Source organism: Sphingobacterium sp. 1.A.5 (assembly GCF_002734235.1).
In the GTDB taxonomy this organism is placed as follows: domain Bacteria; phylum Bacteroidota; class Bacteroidia; order Sphingobacteriales; family Sphingobacteriaceae; genus Sphingobacterium; species Sphingobacterium daejeonense.
Genome location: NZ_PEBA01000017.1, coordinates 23989 through 45907, shown reverse-complemented (window position 1 = coordinate 45907; position 21919 = coordinate 23989). Strand labels below are relative to the sequence as shown.

Annotated in this window: 26 protein-coding genes, 2 tRNA genes and 1 pseudogene; 16 read left to right on the top strand and 13 right to left on the bottom strand. The window is 35.6% G+C overall.

Annotated elements, in window-relative coordinates; genetic code table 11:
* Both CRT24_RS09690 and CRT24_RS09685 read right to left on the bottom strand, forming a co-directional pair.
* Positions 1–227 (bottom strand): annotated as a pseudogene (locus CRT24_RS09690) (transposase); the annotation flags it as partial.
* 149 nt (positions 228–376) lie between these two features.
* A tRNA-Arg gene (locus CRT24_RS09685) sits at positions 377–450 on the bottom strand.
* 285 nt (positions 451–735) lie between these two features.
* Between CRT24_RS09685 and CRT24_RS09680 the strand changes: the two genes are divergently transcribed.
* The 4 genes from CRT24_RS09680 to CRT24_RS09665 all read left to right on the top strand — a co-directional run bounded on the left by CRT24_RS09680 (position 736) and on the right by CRT24_RS09665 (position 2974).
* Positions 736–823: transfer RNA gene (locus tag CRT24_RS09680), tRNA-Ser, on the top strand.
* Between the two features lie 191 nt (positions 824–1014).
* On the top strand, positions 1015–1797 hold the full coding sequence (locus tag CRT24_RS09675) for a helix-turn-helix domain-containing protein (protein WP_099371039.1): 783 nt from the start codon (positions 1015–1017) through the stop codon (positions 1795–1797).
* Between the two features lie 73 nt (positions 1798–1870).
* Complete coding sequence (locus CRT24_RS09670; RefSeq protein WP_099371038.1) at positions 1871–2233, top strand: VOC family protein; 363 nt, start codon at positions 1871–1873, stop codon at positions 2231–2233.
* Positions 2234–2377: 144 nt separating this feature from the next.
* On the top strand, positions 2378–2974 hold the full coding sequence (locus tag CRT24_RS09665) for a hypothetical protein (protein ID WP_099371037.1): 597 nt from the start codon (positions 2378–2380) through the stop codon (positions 2972–2974).
* Positions 2975–2990: 16 nt separating this feature from the next.
* On the opposite strand, the gene CRT24_RS09660 is transcribed toward CRT24_RS09665, so the two are convergent.
* Together CRT24_RS09660 and CRT24_RS09655 are read right to left on the bottom strand one after the other, a co-directional pair.
* Positions 2991–3383, bottom strand: a complete 393-nt coding sequence (locus CRT24_RS09660; RefSeq protein ID WP_099371036.1) for a VOC family protein — start codon at positions 3381–3383, stop codon at positions 2991–2993.
* Positions 3384–3458: 75 nt separating this feature from the next.
* Complete coding sequence (locus tag CRT24_RS09655; protein ID WP_099371035.1) at positions 3459–3860, bottom strand: nuclear transport factor 2 family protein; 402 nt, start codon at positions 3858–3860, stop codon at positions 3459–3461.
* 126 nt (positions 3861–3986) lie between these two features.
* Here CRT24_RS09655 and CRT24_RS09650 point away from each other — a divergent pair, with 126 nt between their 5' ends.
* From CRT24_RS09650 to CRT24_RS09640, 3 genes are all read left to right on the top strand, one after another.
* Positions 3987–4304: a helix-turn-helix domain-containing protein gene (locus CRT24_RS09650; RefSeq protein WP_099371034.1), complete on the top strand. Its 318-nt coding sequence runs from the start codon at positions 3987–3989 to the stop codon at positions 4302–4304.
* A gap of 3 nt (positions 4305–4307) precedes the next feature.
* Positions 4308–5252, top strand: coding sequence for an alpha/beta fold hydrolase (locus CRT24_RS09645; protein ID WP_099371033.1), 945 nt, complete (start codon positions 4308–4310; stop codon positions 5250–5252).
* A 64-nt stretch (positions 5253–5316) separates the two neighbouring features.
* Positions 5317–5772, top strand: a complete 456-nt coding sequence (locus tag CRT24_RS09640) for a GyrI-like domain-containing protein (protein WP_099371032.1) — start codon at positions 5317–5319, stop codon at positions 5770–5772.
* Positions 5773–5825: 53 nt separating this feature from the next.
* Here CRT24_RS09640 and CRT24_RS09635 read toward each other — a convergent pair whose 3' ends face one another.
* Positions 5826–6452 carry a hypothetical protein gene (locus CRT24_RS09635; protein ID WP_099371031.1) on the bottom strand — a complete coding sequence of 209 codons (627 nt, stop codon included), beginning with the start codon at positions 6450–6452 and terminating at the stop codon, positions 5826–5828.
* Between the two features lie 382 nt (positions 6453–6834).
* Here CRT24_RS09635 and CRT24_RS09630 point away from each other — a divergent pair, with 382 nt between their 5' ends.
* The 5 genes from CRT24_RS09630 (at position 6835) to CRT24_RS09610 (ending at position 11747) form a co-directional block, all read left to right on the top strand.
* Complete coding sequence (locus tag CRT24_RS09630) at positions 6835–7830, top strand: NAD(P)H-dependent glycerol-3-phosphate dehydrogenase (protein WP_373604703.1); 996 nt, start codon at positions 6835–6837, stop codon at positions 7828–7830.
* The gene (gene hemF / locus CRT24_RS09625) at positions 7830–8726 is read left to right on the top strand and encodes an oxygen-dependent coproporphyrinogen oxidase (protein ID WP_099371030.1); all 897 of its coding nucleotides are present in this window, start codon (positions 7830–7832) and stop codon (positions 8724–8726) included. Before CRT24_RS09630 ends, hemF begins: the two co-directional genes overlap by 1 nt.
* A gap of 13 nt (positions 8727–8739) precedes the next feature.
* The gene (locus CRT24_RS09620) at positions 8740–9999 is read left to right on the top strand and encodes a pitrilysin family protein (RefSeq protein WP_099371029.1); all 1260 of its coding nucleotides are present in this window, start codon (positions 8740–8742) and stop codon (positions 9997–9999) included.
* Entirely contained in the window at positions 9989–11278 is a 1290-nt protein-coding gene (locus CRT24_RS09615) for a pitrilysin family protein (RefSeq protein ID WP_099371040.1), read from the top strand. Before CRT24_RS09620 ends, CRT24_RS09615 begins: the two co-directional genes overlap by 11 nt.
* Positions 11279–11459: 181 nt before the next feature.
* Positions 11460–11747: a hypothetical protein gene (locus CRT24_RS09610; RefSeq protein ID WP_099371028.1), complete on the top strand. Its 288-nt coding sequence runs from the start codon at positions 11460–11462 to the stop codon at positions 11745–11747.
* Between the two features lie 29 nt (positions 11748–11776).
* On the opposite strand, the gene CRT24_RS09605 is transcribed toward CRT24_RS09610, so the two are convergent.
* The 4 genes from CRT24_RS09605 to CRT24_RS20880 all read right to left on the bottom strand — a co-directional run bounded on the left by CRT24_RS09605 (position 11777) and on the right by CRT24_RS20880 (position 13754).
* Positions 11777–12496, bottom strand: a complete 720-nt coding sequence (locus CRT24_RS09605) for a ThiF family adenylyltransferase (protein ID WP_099371027.1) — start codon at positions 12494–12496, stop codon at positions 11777–11779.
* Between the two features lie 2 nt (positions 12497–12498).
* Positions 12499–13146 (bottom strand): TatD family hydrolase, encoded by a 648-nt coding sequence (locus CRT24_RS09600; RefSeq protein ID WP_099371026.1) that lies wholly within the window; start codon positions 13144–13146, stop codon positions 12499–12501.
* Positions 13147–13189: 43 nt separating this feature from the next.
* Positions 13190–13516, bottom strand: coding sequence for a hypothetical protein (locus tag CRT24_RS09595; RefSeq protein WP_099371025.1), 327 nt, complete (start codon positions 13514–13516; stop codon positions 13190–13192).
* Positions 13517–13583: 67 nt separating this feature from the next.
* Positions 13584–13754, bottom strand: coding sequence for a hypothetical protein (locus tag CRT24_RS20880; RefSeq protein WP_180269105.1), 171 nt, complete (start codon positions 13752–13754; stop codon positions 13584–13586).
* A 178-nt stretch (positions 13755–13932) separates the two neighbouring features.
* On the opposite strand from CRT24_RS20880, the gene CRT24_RS09585 reads away from it, so the two are divergent.
* From CRT24_RS09585 to CRT24_RS09575, 3 genes are all read left to right on the top strand, one after another.
* Positions 13933–14700, top strand: a complete 768-nt coding sequence (locus CRT24_RS09585; protein ID WP_306473160.1) for a histone deacetylase — start codon at positions 13933–13935, stop codon at positions 14698–14700.
* A 145-nt stretch (positions 14701–14845) separates the two neighbouring features.
* The gene (locus CRT24_RS09580; RefSeq protein ID WP_099371023.1) at positions 14846–15901 is read left to right on the top strand and encodes a nucleoid-associated protein; all 1056 of its coding nucleotides are present in this window, start codon (positions 14846–14848) and stop codon (positions 15899–15901) included.
* A gap of 1 nt (position 15902) precedes the next feature.
* A complete protein-coding gene (locus CRT24_RS09575; RefSeq protein WP_099371022.1) occupies positions 15903–16976 on the top strand; it encodes a DUF3810 domain-containing protein in 1074 nt (357 codons plus the stop codon).
* Positions 16977–17005: 29 nt separating this feature from the next.
* Here the strand turns inward: CRT24_RS09575 and CRT24_RS09570 are convergent, their stop codons facing one another.
* Positions 17006–17332 carry an iron-sulfur cluster assembly accessory protein gene (locus CRT24_RS09570; protein ID WP_099371021.1) on the bottom strand — a complete coding sequence of 109 codons (327 nt, stop codon included), beginning with the start codon at positions 17330–17332 and terminating at the stop codon, positions 17006–17008.
* Positions 17333–17405: 73 nt separating this feature from the next.
* Positions 17406–18575: a cysteine desulfurase family protein gene (locus CRT24_RS09565; RefSeq protein WP_099371020.1), complete on the bottom strand. Its 1170-nt coding sequence runs from the start codon at positions 18573–18575 to the stop codon at positions 17406–17408.
* Between the two features lie 86 nt (positions 18576–18661).
* Here CRT24_RS09565 and CRT24_RS09560 point away from each other — a divergent pair, with 86 nt between their 5' ends.
* On the top strand, positions 18662–19516 hold the full coding sequence (locus CRT24_RS09560) for a mechanosensitive ion channel family protein (protein ID WP_099371019.1): 855 nt from the start codon (positions 18662–18664) through the stop codon (positions 19514–19516).
* A 148-nt stretch (positions 19517–19664) separates the two neighbouring features.
* Here the strand turns inward: CRT24_RS09560 and CRT24_RS09555 are convergent, their stop codons facing one another.
* A complete protein-coding gene (locus CRT24_RS09555; protein WP_257214011.1) occupies positions 19665–20417 on the bottom strand; it encodes an MIP/aquaporin family protein in 753 nt (250 codons plus the stop codon).
* Complete coding sequence (glpK, locus tag CRT24_RS09550; RefSeq protein WP_099371017.1) at positions 20414–21907, bottom strand: glycerol kinase GlpK; 1494 nt, start codon at positions 21905–21907, stop codon at positions 20414–20416. The genes CRT24_RS09555 and glpK overlap by 4 nt, the downstream gene beginning before the upstream one ends.
* Positions 21908–21919 lie beyond the last annotated feature (12 nt).

The following is a 21919-nucleotide window of genomic DNA, read 5'->3' as shown; positions in this document are numbered from 1 at the left end:
TGTAGCGTAACTTTCTGGCCTCGAATGGGAAAGTCTGAAATTTCAGTAGAAGGCATAAAACCCTTTGACTCCAACTTGCTGTTCTCATAGCCTGTCGGAGCAATATTAAGTTCATCTAAATAAATATGGAGTTGATTGTCGACCTGATCGACTTCTAAAATCTGGAAGTATTCCAAAAGCCCTTCCGGCATCAATAAGGATAGTAATTTACGTTCGGCTTCTTGCAAGGGATATTTGTATTAAGGACGCTAAACTAAGAAATTTTTAACACTCCCCCCAAGAATTCAGCTTGATCCAAAAATAGATCCTTTTTTCTTTAGGTTTGCCGATGCGGAAATAAAAAAACCCGCCTTAAATAATTAGTGCGGGTTTTATGTACGCCAATTAGGGTTCGAACCTAAGACCTACGGTTTAGAAAACCGTTGCTCTATCCAGCTGAGCTATTGGCGCTTATTTTGTGAAGCAAAAGTAGGTATTTGGTTGATAAATGCAAAATAAAATATGTTTTTTTGGTACAATAATCATTAACTGATTGCCTTTCAAACACATATTTTTCAGGGTGGTGCGGTTTGCAGCTTATTAACAGCTTGTGGAATTCAAAAAGATCTTTTGGATAAAATTTTTTTGAGGTTTAATGTGTTAAAAATCAGCTTCATTGGGCATAGGAGGGGTTTTCAATTGGTTTTATTTTCACTTTTTATTTGGAGATCAAGTCAGAATTTGTACTTTTGTCGCGGAGAGTTGGCAGAGTGGTCGAATGCGGCGGTCTTGAAAACCGTTAACTGTCACAGGTTCGGGGGTTCGAATCCCTCACTCTCCGCCAAATAATTCAAAGCCCGACGTCAGTCGGGTTTTGTTGTTTCTGGGGTTTTGCTCAATTAGTTTTAGTAAAAGCAATAGCGCTACGATCATCCGAATTTCTACTCAATATTAAACTTCAATATCTATCTTAAGAGTCAGAATGGTTTTATTTTTCAGTCAAAATAATTACATTGATGGAATAAAAAAATGTAAATGTTTTATCAAAAAATTATTCCAATTAAGGCCTTACAGGAATACATCCGATATTTTTGGGTATTGGAAGATTATGCTTATAAAACTTATAAAATTATCCCTGACGGATTAACAGGATTGATTTTTCAGGAGGAGGCCAATCTCTTTCTTGATAAGGAAAATCAGATTTTACCTCAAATGTTTTTATATGGGCAAACCACTCACCATAGCGAACAGAATTCTGTAGGAAATTTTAGAAATATTGGTGTTTACCTACAACCAACTACGCTAAAATCCATTTTTAATATCGAAGCATTTGAATTAACCAACCAGCACATTTCAATTGATTACCTTACTAAAGAGCCAATTCTAGAGCAACTTGTTAATGCAGGCTCAATTAATGAAAAAATTGAGATTATTTCCAAGTTTTTTCTTGAACGTATTCAGCAAATAAAATATACATCCAAGAACGTTGATTTTGCAACAACACTTTTGCAAAATGGGAAACGATTAAAGGACATTCAAATTGAGATGAAATTATCTGAACGTTCTTTGGAAAGGTTGTTCATACAATTTGTAGGTATTTCCCCAAAGTCATTTTCTAGGATTGTCCGTTTTCAATCGGGATTACAGGCACTACGTCAAAAAAACTTCCACAACCTTACGGATTTAGCATACCAAAATGAATATTACGATCAGTCACACTTTATAAGGGATTTTAAAACATTTACAGGAGTGAGCCCTCGACAATTCCTTCAACAGACGAATGAACAGGTAGAAAATTTTCCGGAATGGAAAGTTTAGATACTGTCGGTTTTATCCAATTTAAAGATTGCCTATCAAATTAATTTTGTTGTATCACTAAAAAATAAAGAAGATGATCAACGTAATTAATTGGTTTGAACTGCCAGTAAACAATTTTAGCAGAGCTAAAAAATTCTATGAAAGTGTATTGAAAATTTCATTGACAGAAATGGAATTTGATGGATTTAAAACATTAACCTTTCCTTTTGATGGAAACAATGTTTCAGGTGCCTTGGTGGAAAATCAAAGTGGTGAACCCAACAAGTCTGCTATCCTGTATTTTAATGCCGGTGAAAAATTGAGTCATGCTCTTGAAAGAGTTAAAGAAAACAATGGTAAAATCGTGATGGATCCAATGCAGATAAAATCAGGTTTTATCGCGCAGGTTCTGGATAGTGAGGGAAATAAGATTGCTTTATTTGCATTGGGAGCTTAATTTCAAAAAATAATTTATGTTAGCCATTACTCGAATAGGTGGAAGAGTTTCTGTAAATTTTCAAAACTTTAAACGTTGTAAATAAATAGAATTGTTTGACAGAAAGCAGTTAGACTTGAAAATGTAATTTAAAGAGTTATAACTATGTTATTTAAGGAAATACATCTGCAAGGTATAAAGTCAGGAGAAATCACGTTGGCATTTCGTAAGTGGCAAAAGGTTTCCGTAAATAGCGGAAGCCTTTTACATACTTCAATTGGTTTGGTTGAAATTGGCGATATTCAAGTTGTAAACGAAGTTGATATAACCGAAAGTGACGCGCAACAATCGGGATTTACTGATAAAGAACATTTATTAAAATCATTTGGAAAAAATAGCTCTGGGACTATATTTCAAATTTCCGTTCGTTATCATTCTCCGGACCCACGGATTAAACTAAGAGAGCAAACGGAACTTTCTGATCAGCATTTTATGGACTTGAAAAAGAAATTAGAAAGATTGGATAACTACAGTAAGCAAGGGCATTGGACAAATAAAGTGCTTTTAACCATAAAAGACAATCCTAATTTACACGCTATTGGTATTTCAAAATTGACAGGATTTGAAAAGGATTGGTTGAAGCTTAATATCCGAAAACTGAAAAATTTGGGATTGACGATGAGTCACCATATAGGTTATGAAGTTTCGCCATTGGGAAATAAATATTTAGACAAGCTCAGTAAACTAAAGTTAAAGAGCTAACTTAAATGTCAAAACCCTACATATTATCCATCAAAAGCACATTAAATCTATGTCCATCAGGGTCTGAGAACACAAATCCAAAATAACCTTCTTTGTCTCTAATAAGTTCTTTAATAATTATTCCTCCAGCATCAACGACTTTTTTATACCATTCCTCTACCTCATTTTGTGTCTCTGCTGAAAGGGTGAACATTATCTCATTACTGGCATTTTCCCAAGCCGGGAGATATTCTTTAATTAATTCTTCTTGGAAAAAGTGGATTACAAAATTGTCCTTTCCAAATTTGAAACTAGCTAAGTTAGGGTCATTATTTGGTCCATTTGGCGTAAGACCTAGTTTATTGTAAAATTCCCTCGAGCGGTCGGCGTTTTTAACGCTGAAGTTTGCCCATATCATTGAAGATTTCATGATGTTTGTTTTTCAAAGCAACAAACAGAACTGGCATATTGTTCAATCTAACACAATATGCCAGTGTGATTTTAATTATTTGGAGGCAAAGTTCCAGAATTCATCTTCTTCATCAATTCTTTCAGAAAACAACCAAACTTCTTTGATTTTATCATCTTCAATCCTAAGTAGGTCTATTCCATTCATGGATAATGACTTTCCGTCTTTTTCAGCTTTGAAATGTACGGATACAGCTACCAAATCCTGATTTTCTGAAATAAATTTTATTTCATCCATAGCAAAGGTTCCGTCGCTCCATTTTCCGAAATTTCCCAGATGACCAAATAATTCCATCTTTCCGTTGTAGGTTCCAGATTGAACTCCCTTACCTGGTTGATGCCAGACCGCATCATCTGCAAATAGATTTCCTACGGTTTCAAAATCTCCAATAGCTACAGCATTAAAATAATCCTGAACAATCTTTACGTTTTTTGACATATCTTATTTTTTTAATTATCAATTGTTTAATACAAATGTCTATCTTTACTATACTATTGTCAAGTACCTACCTAAAAGTATGGTACTTACATAAAGTAAATAAATATTGATATTCAGGTTATTAAAATGGAAATAAATATTTCGGATGAAAACTGCCCATTAAGAAAATCTCTGGAAGTGATTGGAGGGAAGTGGACCATGCTTATCATATATCAAATAAATGAGCGTACCATAAGATACGGAGAACTTAAAAGAAGTGTTGTTGGAATCAGTGAGAAAATGTTGATCAGCCAGTTGAAGTTTTTAACGGAAAAGGGCATTGTTAACAAGAAATCTTACCCTGAAATTCCTCCACGTGTGGAATATACATTAACAGAAATGGGGAAGAAATTACTTCCGATAATTAATAAAATTATTGAATTTGGACTTAACAACAATATTTAGTTTATGGCAATCAAGAATTCAAGCTTTCATCAAGTAAAATTTGATAATACATCATTAGATATTTTCTACAATTTATATTTACCAGATTCTGATTACCTAAGAGGCACTATTATTATTCTTCATGGAATGCAGGAGCATAGTGGTAGATATCATGAGTTTGCTGATTTTCTTTCTAATTCTGGCTTTGCGGTTCTGACCTACGATCATCCAGGGCATGGAAAAACTGCAAAGGAAAAGGACGATCTTGGTTTTTTCCATGCGAATCAACCAGGCGAATTGATGATTCACACAGGTATTGTGATGTCAGAATTTTTGAATGGAAAGCATCCTGAATTACCACATTTTATTATTGGTCATTCTTTGGGATCCTTTGTTACAAGAAATGTTGTTCAGCGGATAGGGGAACAATTCCATGGTGTAGTATTGATCGGTACTGGACATGCTATGAAAGGGAGTGCTTTGGGAACAATGTTTTTGGGATTGCTGAATAAGGTTGTTCCTAAAACAAGATCTAGGTTTATGAATGATAAATTTGGTGAGATTAATAATAGAAAATTCAAAGATGAGGCAAATCACGAAAACCTGAATTGGTTAAGTTTGAGCAAGGAGAATCGCGACTCTTACCTTTCTGATGAATTGAGTGGGATTGATTTCACGGATAATGCATTTTATGGAGCGGCACAATTGATGCTGTGGGGTAGTGGGAGTGGGTGGTATAAGAAAGTTCCTAATAAGTTGCCTTTTTTATTGATAAGTGGCGAAGATGATCCAATTGGAGATTTTGGAAAAGGAGTAATAACATCGGCAGAAGAGTTGATAAAACATGGGAACAAGGATATAAAATATCACTTATACCCAAAACTTAGGCATGAAATATTGAATGAGGACATTAAAGAAGAAGTTTACAAAGAAATATTAAAGTGGATTGAAGATCGGATGGGTCGATAAATTCATGTTGACAATAGGCTGTCAAAAAACTTTTTTTCTTTGCTTAAAATAATAATTCAACCAGATGAAAGAATTCATTGAATCATTTAATGTAATTGGTATTTCAGTAAAAACTTGTAATACCGATGGCAGTGCCGCGAAGGATATTCCAGCTTTATGGGAAAAATTTGCTGGAGAAAGATTAGATGAAAAGATCCCAAATAGGATGGATGATGCCGTGTATTGCATTTATACTGATTATGAAGGAGATTTTCAGCATCCCTATGTTACTATTTTAGGTTGTAAGGTGAGTTCTATAGATGAAGTTCCAGAAGGGATGATTTCTAAAATTATTCCAACTTCAAAATATGAGAAGATTAAGTTGGAAGGTAACTTCTCTGGCGATGCTATTTATGATGCTTGGACAAAAATATGGGCATCTGATTTGAATAGAAGTTATTTGGCAGATTTTGAAGTGTATTCTGCAGAACAATGCCAATCAGAAAATCCTTCCGTTGATATTTATGTGTCTGTAAAATAATAATTGATTTAACACTGATAATAAACCTAAAAATTATTCCAAAGACTGTGGTTCTAATAATCTTTTGTAATTATGTTTTTTGAATAATCTCCAGGAAATTGAATTTTAATTCCGACTTCTTTTTGCTGGTCAAATAGGTTAATCGATAATCGAGTTATGTGATTTTCTTTAAAATTTACATTGCTAACGATTTTAGATGCGATTAATTTATGGTTGAAATCATAGGCTCGAATTTCAAAATCTTGACTTATATTGTTGTCCGCATAGATCACAGATTTCAAAATATTGCCAGATTTCTTTGTGAAGCTTAATGCTTTGAACCTAAGAAATTTAGGGCAGCTGTAATCAAAAGAATAAGTAGTTTTATATGGATATATTTTGGAAGGGAGATTGCCTCCAAAAAGAATATAACCAATATTATTTGGTATTTTATCTTTGATTAAAATCTCTATTGAAGAGTTTAGTCTGGTTAGTTTCAAAGGTAATATACCATCATCTTCCTCAAAATCTATAAAGCTCAATCTATGAATAAATGATTCTTGATTATTAATAATTTCCAAGCCGTTGAAATAGTAATTGTTGGAGTTTAAATCTAAATATTGGTTCTCGATATGAAATGAATCTGAAACTAAACCTCCCCAATGTGATATAATGCCGATTTTGATTTTTCCTTGAGGCACATTGTGTTTAAAATTCGAGATTTAAGAATTGGATTACCATATCCATCTTTTATCTTTTCTGATTTTATCTCCAGTTTATTAGATTCTAGATAATATATAAAATAATCTAATGAGGTTTGTTTAAGTAAATTACGCATTTATTTATGATAAGTCAGCTTGCAGCTAAACAAAATTATCAATTTTAGTAAAGATTTTATAATTACAGGTTAAAAAAATAAACCAATAGTGTCTTTTAAAAATTGTTGGATATATTGTTTTTTAGAAAAATTCATCACTTTTTTATTTCTATTTAATCAAAAGGATTAATTTTCACGCATAAATACCGTTCTAACAGCCTTTTTATTGGTATCTTTGAAGATTAATCAAACAAAGGAGGAGAGCATTGGCAAATATTGGAGTGATAGGTAGCGGAAGTTGGGCAACAGCGATGATCAAAATGTTGACTGACAATCAGCAAAGTAAACATGTAAATTGGTGGGTTCGCAAGCAAGAAGATATTGATTACATTGAACAGTATCACCACAACCCATCGTATCTAAGTGCTGTGGAAGTCAAATTGGACCATATTAGTTTGTACCATGATCCAAAGGAGGTGATTAAGAATTCAGATATTATTATTTTAAATACTCCGGCTGCATATCTAGAAGACGCGTTAAAGGATTTACAACCGTCTGATTTTAAAAACAAACTTTTAGTTTCTGCTATCAAAGGCATTGTTCCATCAATTAAATTAATTGTTGGTGAATTCTTAAACACTAAGTTTGAAGTTCCCTTTGAGGATATTGTTGTTGTTGGCGGCCCTTGTCATGCTGAGGAGGTTTCTTTGGAGAAACTTTCTTATTTGACATTTGCTTCCAAGAATACTGCTAATGCAGCGATCGTAGCTCAATATTTCCAAACCCATTATATAAAAACAGTAGTTTCCAATGATATTCTTGGAGTAGAATATGGAGCAGTATTGAAAAATATTTACGCTTTGGCTTGTGGCATCTGCCATGGCCTAGGATATGGTGATAATTTTCAGGCAGTTTTAATTTCGAATGCAATTCGCGAAATGGAATATTTTGTGAATGCCATAGATCCTCAACCTAGAGAAATCAATCAATCTGCATATTTAGGTGATTTATTGGTAACTGCTTATTCTCAGTTTAGTAGGAACCGTACATTTGGAAATATGATAGGCAAAGGCTACAGCGTGAAATCTGCCCAATTGGAAATGAATATGGTTGCCGAAGGTTACTTTGCATCTGATTGTATCCAGGATATAATTCTTGATCATCAATTAGAAATGCCAATCTGTAATACTGTTTACAATATTTTATATAAAAATCAAATAGCTACTGTGGCTGTCAAAAACTTAGCAGATAAATTAACGTAATGATTAGTAAAGAAGAGATTGCCGAAAAATATAAAGAAATTCAGGACGAGATCACCCAAGCCTTGGAGGCATTAGATGGTAAGGCTCGTTTTGAGGAAGAATTGTGGGAACGTGATGGAGGCGGTGGCGGTCGTACTCGAGTTATCCAACATGGTAATATTCTTGAAAAGGGTGGAGTTAACTTTTCTGCTGTCCATGGCAAACTTCCAGAGCAGATAAAAAAGGCTTTTGGTGTTGATGAGGATGAGTTCTTCGCAACAGGAGTTTCTATTGTAATCCATCCGAACAATCCGTGGGTTCCTATTATCCACATGAATATCAGATATTTTGAATTAAATGAGAATATTCGTTGGTTCGGTGGAGGAATAGATCTAACTCCGCACTATGTAGATGAAGATGATGCTCGATATTTCCATGGTGAATTAAAAAAAGTTTGCGATCAATATTCTGAAGCATTTTATCCAAAATTCAAGGAATGGGCAGACAATTATTTCTTCATCAAGCATAGAGATGAAACACGTGGTATCGGAGGTATTTTCTATGATAAGTTAACTCCTGAAAAAGCAGGTGTTTCGGATCAGGAAATCTTTGATTTTTCTTGCGATTTAGGGCATTTATTTCCAAAGGTATATAGTGAGTTGGTGAATAGGAGCAGAAATAAACAATTTACTGAAGCTGAAAAGAACTGGCAATTACTGCGTCGTGGACGTTATGTCGAGTTTAATTTGGTATATGATGCAGGAACGAAATTCGGATTGGAAACCAACGGAAGAATTGAGTCTATCCTGATGAGCCTACCAGAGCAGGCAAATTGGTTTTATAATTTTCAGACAGAAGCTGATTCTAAGGAAGAGAGAACCTTGTCATTATTGAAAAAAGGTATAAACTGGGTATAAAGTAATATAATCAATGATAAAATTCGAGAGATTCACTCTTAAAAACGGGTTGAAAGTACTTGTCCATGAGGATCCACATAGTCCGATGGCTTGTATGAATATCCTATATAATGTTGGTGCTAGAGATGAGCAGGAGGACAAAACAGGCTTTGCGCATCTTTTTGAGCATTTGATGTTCAGTGGTTCGGTCAATATTCCGAACTATGATCAGCCTTTGCAAAGGGTTGGGGGCGAAAACAATGCTTTTACATCCAACGATATCACTAATTATTATATCACATTACCAGCAAATAATATTGAAACTGCATTTTGGTTAGAGTCTGACCGAATGATGGGTCTTGCATTTAATGAGCAGGGCTTAGAAGTTCAACGAAATGTGGTGATAGAAGAGTTTAAACAACGGTATCTTAATCAACCTTATGGAGATGTTTGGTTGAAGTTGAGAGATCTTGCTTACAAAGTTCATCCCTATAAATGGGCAACTATTGGGAAAGAGATCAAACATATTGAAGATGCAAAAATGGAGGATGTAAAAGCCTTCTTTAAAAAATTCTATACTCCCAATAATGCTATTGTTGCTGTTACTGGAAATGTAAAACTTGATGAAATAAAAAGACTTTCTGAGAAATGGTTTGCGGACATTCCAGTTGGAGAACCAAATCTTCGCAATCTTCCTGAAGAACCTGCTCAATTTGAAGCTAGGGTTGAGGAAGTTACTGCTGATGTTCCAGTAAGCAGTATTTATATTGCATTTCATTCCGTAGACCGCTTAGATCCAAACTATCAAGTTATAGATCTGATAACTGATATCCTCGCCAGAGGTACTTCTTCAAGACTATATAGAAGATTGGTGAAAGACAAGAAATTATTCAGTGAAATCAATGCTTATGTCTTAGGAAGTTTAGACAGCAATTTAGTGGTTGTTGAAGGTAAGCCTATTGAGGAAATAAGTCTGCAGGATGCTGAAAAAGCAATATGGGAAGAATTGGATAAACTGAAAAATGAACCCGTATCGATAGAAGAACTCACAAAGGTAAAGAATAAGATAGAATCTACATTGGTATTTGCAGAGTTGTCTATATTGGACAAAGCAATGAATTTATCTTATTATGAATTGTTGGGGAATGCAGAATTATATAATCAGGAAGTAGATAAATATTTGAGAATTACTGCAGAGGATATCATCAAAGTTTCTCAGGCGACTTTTAGAAAAGAAAATTCATCTACGTTGTTGTATAATGCAAGAAAAAAGGAGGCAGCTCATGCTGAATAGATTAGACGCCCCATCGATTAATGGGATAGGTAACATCAGTCTTGAAAAGCCTGAAGAAATCAATTTTTCCAATGGATTGAAAGTTTTTGTTTTCAAAGCCCCCGAACAAGAATTGATCAAAGCGGAATTTGTTTTCAACAATATATTTGAGGGTGCTGAAAACCCTGTACGCAATACTGCTTTGAGTTCAATGCTGAAGGAAGGTACTTCGACAATCAATAGTGCACAGATAGCTGAGAATATTGATTTTTATGGTGCATATCTGGTACCGGAATTTAGTTTTGATCAAAATGCACTTACCTTATACACTTTAGGAAAGCATATAGACGCGGTATTACCTATAGTCAACGACATACTAAACAATTCCATATTTCCTCAACAGGAACTTGATACTTATATCAGGAATAATAAGCAGAGTTTACAGATCTCTATGGAGAAGACAGATTTTGTAGCTCGCAGAAGATTCTATAAACAATTATTTGGTGATACTCGGTATGGTAACGCGGTTACTGAACAGCTCTTACAGGATTTGGATAGGGCAGATTTAATTCGTTTATACAAGCAACAAATCCAGCCTAAGAATGCAACTTTGTTTCTGTCTGGTAACATCACCACTGAGGTTTTGAAGAGTTTTAGGAACTATTTTGAAGAGCAATGGACTGGAGATGTGCAAATAGAGAAACTACCTTTTGTTCAAAAGTTGGACCATTCGCCAGAAATCCTACAGATTGAAAAGAAGGGAGCATTGCAGTCCTCAATCAGACTAGGGAAAATCGGAATCCAGAGAGCACATGCTGATTATCCAGCGCTGCAATTTGTGAATACTTTGTTTGGCGGATTCTTCGGATCGAGGTTAATGAGTAATATTCGTGAAGATAAAGGCTATACCTATAGCATCGGTTCTATGGTTGCAAACCTAAATCATGCTGGTTTTATTTCTATTGCCACGGATGTAGGCTCAGAATATACTGAAGATACGCTTAAGCAAATAGGATTGGAGTCAAAAAGATTGCAAGATGAAAAGGTGAACGAAGAAGAATTGGAATTAGTAAGAAACTATATGTTAGGTTCTATGCTGGGCAGTTTAGAGTCCATTTTTTCTCACGTTGATAAATTCAAATCGGTATACTATTCAGGCCTGAATTTAGATTACTATACATATTACAGCAATGTGGTGAGGGGCATAACTGCAGATCAGGTGCAGGATATTGCACAGAAATATTTAGGTATGGATGAAATGGTGAAGGTAGTAGTAGGGAACTCTTTCAATAAAATTTAAAAAAGAGCTTAACTTTAAAAAGTTCCATTTGTTAATCAGATGGAACTTTTTTTTGCTTTGAATTTGCGGTTTTATTTAAATAAATTTTATTTGTATTTTTATTTAAGTGAAAGTTTGTTAACAGCACCGCCAATTAATTAAATTAGGGTATTTTATTGAACTAATTTTAAACACCTAAAGGATGAAAAAGCTCGCAGTTTTATTTACAATGTTCATGCTCTTGATTTCTTGTTCAAAAGATGAATTAGATCTCTCTGATCCAACGGTTTATAAGTGGAAAATAGAAACATTTAGTAGAGAAGCTCCTCCTAATTTTGAGGGTCAAAATATTAATGGAAAGTGGCTGGTAAGTGTTGAATTTGTTGAACTTACCAACGCACAAATTGCTGAACTAAAAAGAAAAACCAGTGAGGTTCAATCAGTCATTGTTTATGAGACTGTTTATACTAATTTGGGACCTGTAGATTAAGGCGTTGGTTAATGCTGCTTCAGACCTAATTATTCCATCAAATCTCTGATTACCACTGAAGCCAATGTTCCACCAAATGCTGCTGGAAGATATGACATGGTTCCATAAGCCGATTTCTTAAAGTTACTGCCATCAGTATATAGCAAAGAATCTTTGTCAGGTAGTTCAGTTGAGAATACGACTTTTACTCCTTTTTTGATTCCATGTTTTTTAAGTTTCTTACGGATATGTTGAGCCAATTTACAGTTAAATGTTTTTCCGATGTCACCTACCTTGATTTTAGTAGGGTCAACTTTACCTCCAGCTCCCATTGAACTTACAAATGGAATTTTAGCATCAAGTGCTAATCGAATAAAAAACAATTTAGGGGTGATACTATCAATAGCTTCCACACAATAGTCAGGTTTCAATTCAAGTAAGCCAGGGATAGTTTGTGGAAGAATAAATTCTTGGATAACATTTAGCTCAAGTTCAGGGTTTATTGCCAAAAGACGCTCTTTCATAATCTGTGCCTTTGGTTCGCCATGGTTGGTGGCCAATGCTGGTAACTGTCTGTTCCTATTGCTTGGATCAACGGTGTCACCATCAATAATTGTCATTTTACCAACTCCTGACCTTGCAATAAACTCAGCTGCGAAGGATCCAACACCTCCTAAACCCAGAACCATCACGTGCGAGTTTGCTAATTTTTCCAGTGCTTCTCTACCGACAAGAGCTTCGGTGCGTGAGAGCCATGATATATCCATCATTCCTATATTGTATAATTAAAAACCTTCTTGAAATTCAGCATGATCTGCTGCTCCAGTTGCTCCAAAGGCAATTTTCTGGCGCGGCAAAAATAAGCATAAATTTCAGAGATTTTTGTATCCTTATCGTCAGTTTCTAAGAAAAGACGGTCTAAAGGAATGTTTTGAATAACTTCTGTCATAGCACCTTTTAAAATATTAGGTCCTAAGGAAAAGTAGTAACCATGTTTTAGAAGTGTTTTGGCTAACTCCCAGTTTTTGGCAAAACCATGGATTAGTATAGGAACTTTGTTTTGTTTGGCAGTTAAGGATGTGAATACCTCAGAATATGCTCTTACACAATGTATTATCAATGGCTTATTGACCTGGTTGGCCAACTCAATTTGCTTTTCAAATGCATATACTTGTTTTTCCCAAGGAGTAGAAGTCATCTTGTCTAATCCACATTCTCCAACGGCAATAACTCCATCCTTTGATTGGTATTGTCTGAGTGTTTCAAACTGTAGATCAAAATCCGAATCGATATACCAAGGATGAATTCCGGCGCTACAAGGAGTTCTGTAAACGGAGTCTTTAGAAACAATTACATTGGGGATAGCCAATGTACCTTGGTCCGGTTCTGCATGTTTGTGGGTATGAATATCAATTAGCATTTTGTAGATATTTTTACTAAACTAATGATATTTTTTACAAAAATTAATCCACGAATTCACAGCTTTCGAATTCTAGAATTATTATTCCTGAGGTAGTGTCGATTTTAAATCTTTTTCGAGAATGGTCATTGTCAAAGGTCTTTTCAATTTCTGGCACAGTTTCAGAAATTTCCAGGATGACGGGGTATCCTTCATGAGCGATTTCTGAGCGTGAATAATGGGTTACCTGATCAAACCGCATAATCTTTTCAAATTCATGCTGATCAGATTCTCCATCCAACAATAGAGTTACCAGAAGAGTTTGTGTTTTGGAATCTTCTTCTGTTTTTACAATTTCTGCGCCTAAAAGGAAATCAATGTCAATTACCATAATGCTAAAATATCTAGGTATAACTACCTTAATAACAGCAATAAGGATATTTCGTTTTTAAAATGTATTAATTGTTGCTGAAAACATAGTTTTTGGATTTCAAATCCTCCATGATAAGTTTCATATAATCCTGAGACTTGTCAGCAATTAATTTGTCTTTGATTTTTCTGATAAATGGGTGCTGTTTCCCTTGATTCTGTGAATCTTCTTTAGAGGTATTGTTTTTTTTGTTGAACATGTTGCCTCCTTTATTTCGTTTATATTGGTTACGTCCTTGTAATCGTATAGGTTCTAGATCATTAGGACTCATATTAAAGTTAACTCAATGCAATGAGATTGTCAAGAGCTGAGAAGATTTTTAGACAAGGATTCCGATTTGATTTTGGATTCCATATCTTCGTTACAAATTTTAAGAATTGCTGAAAATCGCCCATCATACTGCTTATATCCATCCTTTGCCCGAGGGGCATCGTTTTCCAATGATGAAATATGAGCTGATTCCAGAACAATTATTATATGAGGGATTGGTGAAGATTGACAATTTTTTCGAGCCTGAATTGGTCGATCGACAAATTGTCTATTTAGCTCATGATAAACAGTATACGGATGATCTCTTAAACCTTCGGTTAGACCCTAAAATGATCAGGAGGATAGGATTTCCTATGTCAGAATCCCTGGTAAACCGTGAGCTGTATTTGATTGATGGTAGCATCAAAGCATCCTTAGAAGCAATAAAGACCGGAGTATCATTTAATACCGCTGGTGGTACACATCATGCTGGTAAAGACTTTGGAGAAGGTTTTTGTCTGCTTAATGACCAAGCGGTTGCTGCTGCATATCTACTTCATGAAAAAATAGCAAACAAAATATTGATTATTGACCTTGATGTGCACCAAGGAAACGGAACTGCCCATATCTTTGAAGATCATGACCAGATCATCACCTTTTCTATTCATGGCGAGAAGAATTTCCCATTTAAAAAGGAAAAATCTCATTTCGATATTGCCCTGCATGATGGTAGCGAAGATGAGGAGTATTTGAATATCTTAAATGATACCCTTCCAACGTTATTTGATAGAGTTGAGCCTGAATTTGTGTATTTTCAATCTGGCGTTGATGTCCTGGGGACCGATAAACTTGGAAAATTCAATATGACCCTTGAAGGTTGTCGTTTAAGAGACTAAATAGTTTTCCAAAATTGCAAAAAATATAAAGTACCTGTAGAAGTAAGTATGGGTGGCGGATATTCTTACCATATAAAGGATATAGTTAATGCGCATGTGAACACTTACAGAACAGCAATAGACATTTACGATTTATAAAAAATATATGTTTTTTCACCAAGATGCTAGTTTCCTGAATTTGATTATCCATCATGTAGGAAACAAAAGCCAAGACGAGTATTTTACATTATCTGAAGAAGAAGTTGACGTGAGATCTGATGAAACCTTGGCAGATTTGCTGATGCAATACTTTATGAAGCCTTTTGCAAAGGCAAATGAAGTATATAGATTTTATCATCCCAATGATACTCTTGAATTAAATGAAGTTTTTTACTTCTCTAGGCAGTATTTTAAAGGGGAGTTACCGTTCTTGGAATTCTCTAAATCCATTGCTAAGTTTTTATATGAGGTTACCGAACATCCGAAAATCAAATCTGGTGAACTCTATGTAGTGGCTTTGGATAATGTTCAATTGGAAGGGGAAGAACATAAAGCCATTGGGATTTTTAAATCTGAAAACAAAGAAGCTTACTTAAAAGTATATACCGAAGCATCAGGATTAGGTGTAAACTACGAGGAGAAAGCGATCAATATCAATAAGCTGGATAAAGGCGTTGTGATTGTGAACGTCGAAGAGGAGGAAGGCTACAAAGTGCTATGTGTAGACCAAACAAATGGTTCAGAAGCAGTTTATTGGAAGGATGATTTCTTGAAGCTTAAGACTCGAAACGACAATTTCCAACAAACTGGAAACCTGATGAAGGTATATAAAAACTTTGTTGCTGAAAAGATCGATGAAGTTTTTGAAATGGATAAAGCCGACAAAATTGACCTGATGAATAGGTCAATGAATTATTTCAAAACTAAAGAGACCTTTGATGAAAATGAATTTAATGAAGAGGTAATTGGTAACCCTGATGCTATTTCATTGTTCAAAGATTATAAAAGTAATTTTGAAGATGAATTTGAAACTCCATTCCAATCTAATTTTGATATCGCTGCTCCGGCAGTGAAAAAAATGGCAAGTAGCTATAAGTCAGTGTTAAAGCTTGATAAAAATTTCCATATCTATGTACATGGGAAACGTGAGCTTTTGGAGAAAGGATATGATGAGGATAAAGGAATGAACTATTACAAGTTATATTTCGAGAACGAAGAATAATATGGCCAAGAAGTCTAAAAATTGGTATTTCAAATGGATTGGCATATGTATATTGCTAATTATTGGGCTTCAGGTTTTCCAATCGAACTCACAATGGGTAGAGCACCTTTATAGTAGGGGATTCTACCCAATCTACGCTTACCTACCAAAACTACTTTTTGGATGGTTACCATTTAGCATAGGTGACATATTGTATGCTGTTATTTTTGTTGGTCTGGGGTATATCCTGATAAAGTCATTCATTTTACTTTTTAAAAAGCAGTTTAGAGAATCTGGAATTCAAGTATTACGTTTTATAGGTTTCTTGTTGACTGTGTATATTTTCTTCTATGCGGCTTGGGCAATGAATTATTTTCGTATTCCTATCAGCAAGCAGATGGAACTTAAAGTAGATACTATCTTGCTGGAGGACCATCTGGCTGTTTTAGATGAACATATACAAAAAGCAAATACGCTTAGGGAAGGTTTGATTTTTACAGACAAAAATAGGAGTGAGGCAGACGACAGGATTGAGAAATTGATGAAATCCGACAGCCTCTTTCAGATGCTTTCAAAAACCCAAGTAAAGATTAAGACACCAATAATAGGCTCCATGGCATCCTATTTTGGAGTATCGGGTTATTTTAATCCTTTCAGCAATGAAGCACATGTCAATGGACAAATGCCATTAACAAGCTATCCTTTTACTGTAGCACACGAGTTGTCCCACCAAATGGGAATAGGCTTTGAGGATGAATGTAATTTTATTGCTTTCGTGAAATTAAAGGAAAATGAGGACCCTTGGTTTCAATATTCAGCATATTATGAAAGCACCACCTACCTTTTGAGGACTTTGTATTTGGTGGATAGTATAGCATTTGAAACCTATAAAGCGAAACTTTCTCCTAAAGTAATAATGGATATAAAAACTGACCAAGAATACTGGAAGAGATATACTGGTTGGCTAGCAGATGCGTCCGGATTGTTCTACAACCAATATTTGAAGCATAATAATCAAGCCGAAGGAATGGCAAGATATGGCATGGTAAGCCGATTGATTATCGCTTGGGAACAAAAAAATAGGCAACCTAGATAGATTGCCTATTTTTTTCTGTTGTATATCTCTTAAACGGAGAAACTTTCTCCACAAGCACAAGTTCTTGAAGCATTCGGATTATGAAATTCAAAACCTTTACCATTTAATCCGTCAGAATAATCTAATTCAGTACCTGCCAAATAAAGGTATGACTTGATATCTAAACAGATCTTAACGCCTTTATCTTCAAAAAACTGATCGCCTTTTTTCTCTTCGTTGTCAAAATTCAATTTATAAGAAAGACCTGAACAACCTCCACTTTCAACAGCTACGCGCACGAAATAAGTGTCATCGTAATTCTCATCCTTCATTATCGAATCTATACGTTGTTTTGCTTTATCTGTTATGGTAACCATGATTTCCTTCTTTAATTATTTACAAAATTACATAAAACTAAATTCATAAATGAACTTAATCATCTGACTTCTGTCATATTAATCCTTCCTTATACATCTCCCAGATTGGAGAATTCTTTCTGATTTGATCTACTGCAGATTTAATTTGGCCGATAGCATCATCTATTTCTGCTTTGCTATTGTATTTGCTGAAGCTGAACCGTAAGCTACAGAAAGCCTCATCATCTGAATATCCCATGGCTTTTAATACGTGGGAGGGGTCCCTATCACCAGACACACATGCAGATCCAGAGGAAATCGCAATATTAGGCAATTTGGTCATTAATTCGGAACCTTTTACATGTTTGAAATGTATGTTACTTGTATTTGGTAATCTGTTGGCAGATTGGGTTTTGATTTCTACTTCTTCAATAGTTTCCAGAAGTATTTTTTCAAAATAATTTCTTAGATCTTCTAGGGTTTGGTCAAATTCAATTTGGGCAGCAGCTTCACCCAATCCTGCAATTTGATGAACAGCATAGGTTCCACCTCTAAATCCGCCTTCTTGTTTACCACCTACTATAAGTGCTGGTATCTGAATAGGCTTGGATTTACGGCGAATGTACAAGGCTCCAACACCCTTTGGGCCATGGACTTTATGTGCACTCACACATAATATATCAATAGGGATTTTTTGAACGTCCAATGGAAGTTTTCCATACCATTGGGTAGCATCGCTGAAGAATAAAACGTCCTTCTCCTGACAGATTTTAGCTATCTCATCTATTGGCTGGATCACACCAGTTTCATTGTTAGCAGCCATAATGCTTACCAGGACAGTTTTGTCATTGATTTCATTCTTCAACTCTTCCAAATCTATTAATCCAAACTTATTGACAGGTAAGTAAGTTGTAGTCATGCCTTCCTTTTCAACAGATTCACAAGCATTGATCACTGCTTTATGCTCTGAAGAAGATGTTATGATATGATTACCTTTTGATTTATAAGTTTTGCTAACTCCTTTTATAACTGTGTTTATAGCTTCAGTGGAACCTGATGTGAAAAAAATCTCCTTTGGATTTGCATTTAATGATTCAGCAACCTGGATTCGCGCCTTTTCAATGGCATGGCTAGATTGCCTTCCAAGTTTATGTTGGATACTGGAAGCATTGCCATAATGTTCTTTGAGATATGGCAACATGGTTTCTAAGACCTTTTCGTCTATTTTTGTCGTGGCATTGTTGTCGAAATAGCAGTAATCCATTTGTTAAAGTTATTTAAAATAATAGTCCTTTCGTTGTTTAGATAAGTATTTTTTTAAATTTGCGCTAATTTTAATCACATCGACTAATGAGCTTTGCAAACATTGAAACCAGTTTAGAAAAGTTATTTGATCTTGTTTTATTAAAGATCCCGAGTATTGCAGTAGGATTTGCAATATTGATTATTGGCAGGTTTGTAATCAAATATGTCCTGAAATTTGTTGACCGGAGGTTTATTAAAAGGGATGTAGATATTTCCATCCGTTCATTTGTGAAGAGCCTTTTGAAATTTGCAATGTACGCACTGTTGATTTTGACAGTGGCAAATACAATGGGTATCCAAACAACATCATTTATTGCGGCATTATCAGCATTCGGTTTGGCTGTTGGTATGGCTTTGCAAGGGAGTTTGTCAAACTTTGCAGGAGGTGTACTGATTTTAGTTTTCAGACCTTTTGAGGTAGGCGACTATATCTCTAGCGCGAATGGTTCCTCTGGTTCTGTTGAAAGAATTGACCTATTGTACACTACAATCATTGACGATGATGGAATCCGTGTATTTAGTCCTAACGGTACCTTGGCAAACTCTGTAATCAAGAACTTTTCCAAAATCACCTCAAGACGTATGCAATTTTCTTTTACCATTTCTTATGATACCAATATTAAACAGGCAAGGGAAGCAATATTAGCCATTTTGAATGCTGATCAGAGGATTTTGGATACTCCTAAAAAAGAAGTTATTGTGAGCGATTTAAAAGAAGCTGGAATCACCTTAGTTGTTCGTGCATGGGCTAACAGAGAAGTGTTTTGGGCAACAAAAAATGAAATAGGTGAGGAAATGAAGTATGTATTGTCTGGAAAAAATGTTGTTTTCCCTTCAAACATTGTTAAGATCATTGATGAAACTCCAGAATCAGGCGAGCCTGAAAAGACTCAAGCCTAATCCAGAGAATTCTTTAAGACAAAATATCGGTAAGCTACAACGGCCTGTTGTAGCTTACTTAGTTTTGAAGGGTCTTCCTTACTGTATTTAGGTAGTATTTTCTGATTAATCTTATTGAGTAATTTAAAAAATCCCTTTTTCATATTTTTTAATGTATTAACAAATTCAGTCCTACGGCTAATAAAGCCCCAATAATTGGACCAAGAACAGGGACCCAAGCATAGCCGGCGTCAAATCCTGCTTTATTTTTAATTGGAAGAATTGAATGCATGATTCGCGGTCCCAAATCTCTGGCAGGGTTAATCGCATAGCCTGTAGTTCCACCAAGAGATAAGCCAATTGCCCAAACTAGAAATGCAACGGGTATAGCGCCAATCGATCCCAATCCAACGATACCTTCATCAGGAAGCTTTGCATCTGTAAAATGTAGGATGGTAAAGATCAGTACAAATGTTCCCACGACCTCAGAAATCAAGTTTATAGGAAGATCTCTGATGGCAGGTTCAGTACAAAAAACTGCGCGTTTTGCCCCTGGATCTTCTGTAGCATCAAAATGGTTCTTGTAAACCAACCAAACTACTGTGGCCCCAATCATCGCACCCAGGAATTGAGCTGAGATATAAGATAGGGAAGTAGCCAAGTCCATTTTTCCTAAAGCAAGGTTTGCAATAGTAACTGCACAGTTCAAGTGGGCACCACTGTAAGGTGCCGCAATATTAACTCCCACAAATACGGCTAAAGCCCAAGCTGTTGATATTACAATCCATCCGGAATCATTTCCTTTAGTTTTATTAAGTACAACATTGGCAACTACTCCTCCTCCCAGAAGGATCATAACTGCAGTGCCGACAAGTTCTGCTATAAATGGCGTCATATTAGGTTTATGTTTTAAATAGGTTATTTGTTATTTGCCCAGTAGATAACAGCTTTTACTGCTCGATTCCACTCCTCAAGGTTTTTACTCAGTTTTAATGTTTTGTTAGGTGCTATTTGTTTATCTTCTTGCCAGATGGCTTGTAGTTCATTTAAGTCTTTCCAAAATCCAACGGCCAATCCTGCAAGAAATGCTGCACCCATTGCTGTTGTTTCAGTAACCTTAGGCCTTACAACTGTGGATTTCAAAATATCTGCTTGAAATTGCAACAGGAATTGATTTTCTGTCGCTCCTCCATCAACACGTAATTCCTTGATTTTTGTTTTCGAATCAGCTTCCATAGCTTTTAAAATATCATGGGTCTGATAAGCAATGCTCTCCAGTGCTGCTCTTGCAATGTGTGCATCTGTCGTTCCTCTGGAAATACCAAACAGCGTACCTCTAGCATTTGGGTCCCAATGCGGCGCTCCCAAGCCCGCAAAAGCAGGGACCAAATAAACACCATCAGTAGTGTCTACACTAGTTGCCAAAGCTTCTACTTCGCTAGATTTCTTAATGATTTTCAATTCATCGCGTAACCATTGTACCACTGCACCTCCTATGAAAATACTGCCTTCAAGTGCATAAACCACCTCTTTGCCAATCTGCCATCCGATTGTGGTAACTAGTTTGTTTTCAGATTTAACAGGTTTATTTCCAATGTTCATCAATAAGAAACATCCAGTACCATATGTGTTTTTAGCCATGCCCTTTTTGGTACACATTTGTCCAAACAGTGCTGCTTGCTGATCGCCAGCAATTCCCGCAATTGGGATTCTTCGGCTGCCCAATTCTGTAGAGGTTTCCCCATAAACCTCCGAGCTACTCTTAACCTCTGGCAACATAGATTCTGGAATATCAAATAATTCCAACAGATCTTTGTCCCATTTCAGGTCATTGATATTGTAAAGCATGGTTCTTGACGCATTGGTTACATCGGTAACATGTTTTTCGCCATTCGTTAAGTTCCAGATTAACCACGAGTCAATGGTACCAAAAGCTAATTCTCCTCGTTCAGCCAATTTTCTTGAACCTTTTACATTATCCAAGATCCACTTGATCTTTGTGGCAGAAAAGTAAGAGTCTATCAACAAGCCTGTTTTTTGCTGCACTTTTTCCAAATGACCATCCTTGATCAGTTTTGCACAGTAATCAGCAGTTCGACGATCTTGCCATACAATTGCATTATAGATTGGTTCACCAGTTCTTCGATTCCACACTACAGTAGTTTCCCTTTGGTTGGTAATTCCGATACCTTTAATGGATTCAAGCTTTGTTTTTGACTTCGCTAATACCTCAGTGAAAACTGCTAATTGGCTAGACCAAATCTCCTGGGGATCATGTTCAACCCAGCCAGATTTAGGATAGATTTGTTGAAATTCCTTCTGCGCAATATTAACGATGTCACCTTTTTTATTAAACAAGATTGCTCTTGAACTTGTCGTACCCTGATCTAATGCAATAATATATTCCTTCATTCTATATAGTTT

Bases quoted from the DNA above. Each gene is read 5' to 3' on its own strand.
- CRT24_RS09645 (WP_099371033.1), top strand. From the start codon at position 4,308: ATGGCAATCAAGAATTCAAGCTTTCATCAAGTAAAATTTGATAATACA.
- CRT24_RS09560 (WP_099371019.1), top strand. From the start codon at position 18,662: ATGAGCTTTGCAAACATTGAAACCAGTTTAGAAAAGTTATTTGATCTT.
- CRT24_RS09575 (WP_099371022.1), top strand. From the start codon at position 15,903: ATGGCCAAGAAGTCTAAAAATTGGTATTTCAAATGGATTGGCATATGT.
- hemF (WP_099371030.1), top strand. From the start codon at position 7,830: ATGATTAGTAAAGAAGAGATTGCCGAAAAATATAAAGAAATTCAGGAC.
- CRT24_RS09605 (WP_099371027.1), bottom strand. From the start codon at position 12,496: ATGATGGATATATCATGGCTCTCACGCACCGAAGCTCTTGTCGGTAGA.
- CRT24_RS09600 (WP_099371026.1), bottom strand. From the start codon at position 13,146: ATGCTAATTGATATTCATACCCACAAACATGCAGAACCGGACCAAGGT.
- CRT24_RS20880 (WP_180269105.1), bottom strand. From the start codon at position 13,754: ATGTTCAACAAAAAAAACAATACCTCTAAAGAAGATTCACAGAATCAA.
- CRT24_RS09665 (WP_099371037.1), top strand. From the start codon at position 2,378: ATGTTATTTAAGGAAATACATCTGCAAGGTATAAAGTCAGGAGAAATC.
- CRT24_RS09660 (WP_099371036.1), bottom strand. From the start codon at position 3,383: ATGAAATCTTCAATGATATGGGCAAACTTCAGCGTTAAAAACGCCGAC.
- glpK (WP_099371017.1), bottom strand. From the start codon at position 21,907: ATGAAGGAATATATTATTGCATTAGATCAGGGTACGACAAGTTCAAGA.
- CRT24_RS09675 (WP_099371039.1), top strand. From the start codon at position 1,015: ATGTTTTATCAAAAAATTATTCCAATTAAGGCCTTACAGGAATACATC.
- CRT24_RS09650 (WP_099371034.1), top strand. From the start codon at position 3,987: ATGGAAATAAATATTTCGGATGAAAACTGCCCATTAAGAAAATCTCTG.
- CRT24_RS09565 (WP_099371020.1), bottom strand. From the start codon at position 18,575: ATGGATTACTGCTATTTCGACAACAATGCCACGACAAAAATAGACGAA.
- CRT24_RS09620 (WP_099371029.1), top strand. From the start codon at position 8,740: ATGATAAAATTCGAGAGATTCACTCTTAAAAACGGGTTGAAAGTACTT.
- CRT24_RS09640 (WP_099371032.1), top strand. From the start codon at position 5,317: ATGAAAGAATTCATTGAATCATTTAATGTAATTGGTATTTCAGTAAAA.
- CRT24_RS09615 (WP_099371040.1), top strand. From the start codon at position 9,989: ATGCTGAATAGATTAGACGCCCCATCGATTAATGGGATAGGTAACATC.
- CRT24_RS09595 (WP_099371025.1), bottom strand. From the start codon at position 13,516: ATGGTAATTGACATTGATTTCCTTTTAGGCGCAGAAATTGTAAAAACA.
- CRT24_RS09610 (WP_099371028.1), top strand. From the start codon at position 11,460: ATGAAAAAGCTCGCAGTTTTATTTACAATGTTCATGCTCTTGATTTCT.
- CRT24_RS09570 (WP_099371021.1), bottom strand. From the start codon at position 17,332: ATGGTTACCATAACAGATAAAGCAAAACAACGTATAGATTCGATAATG.
- CRT24_RS09670 (WP_099371038.1), top strand. From the start codon at position 1,871: ATGATCAACGTAATTAATTGGTTTGAACTGCCAGTAAACAATTTTAGC.
- CRT24_RS09580 (WP_099371023.1), top strand. From the start codon at position 14,846: ATGTTTTTTCACCAAGATGCTAGTTTCCTGAATTTGATTATCCATCAT.
- CRT24_RS09655 (WP_099371035.1), bottom strand. From the start codon at position 3,860: ATGTCAAAAAACGTAAAGATTGTTCAGGATTATTTTAATGCTGTAGCT.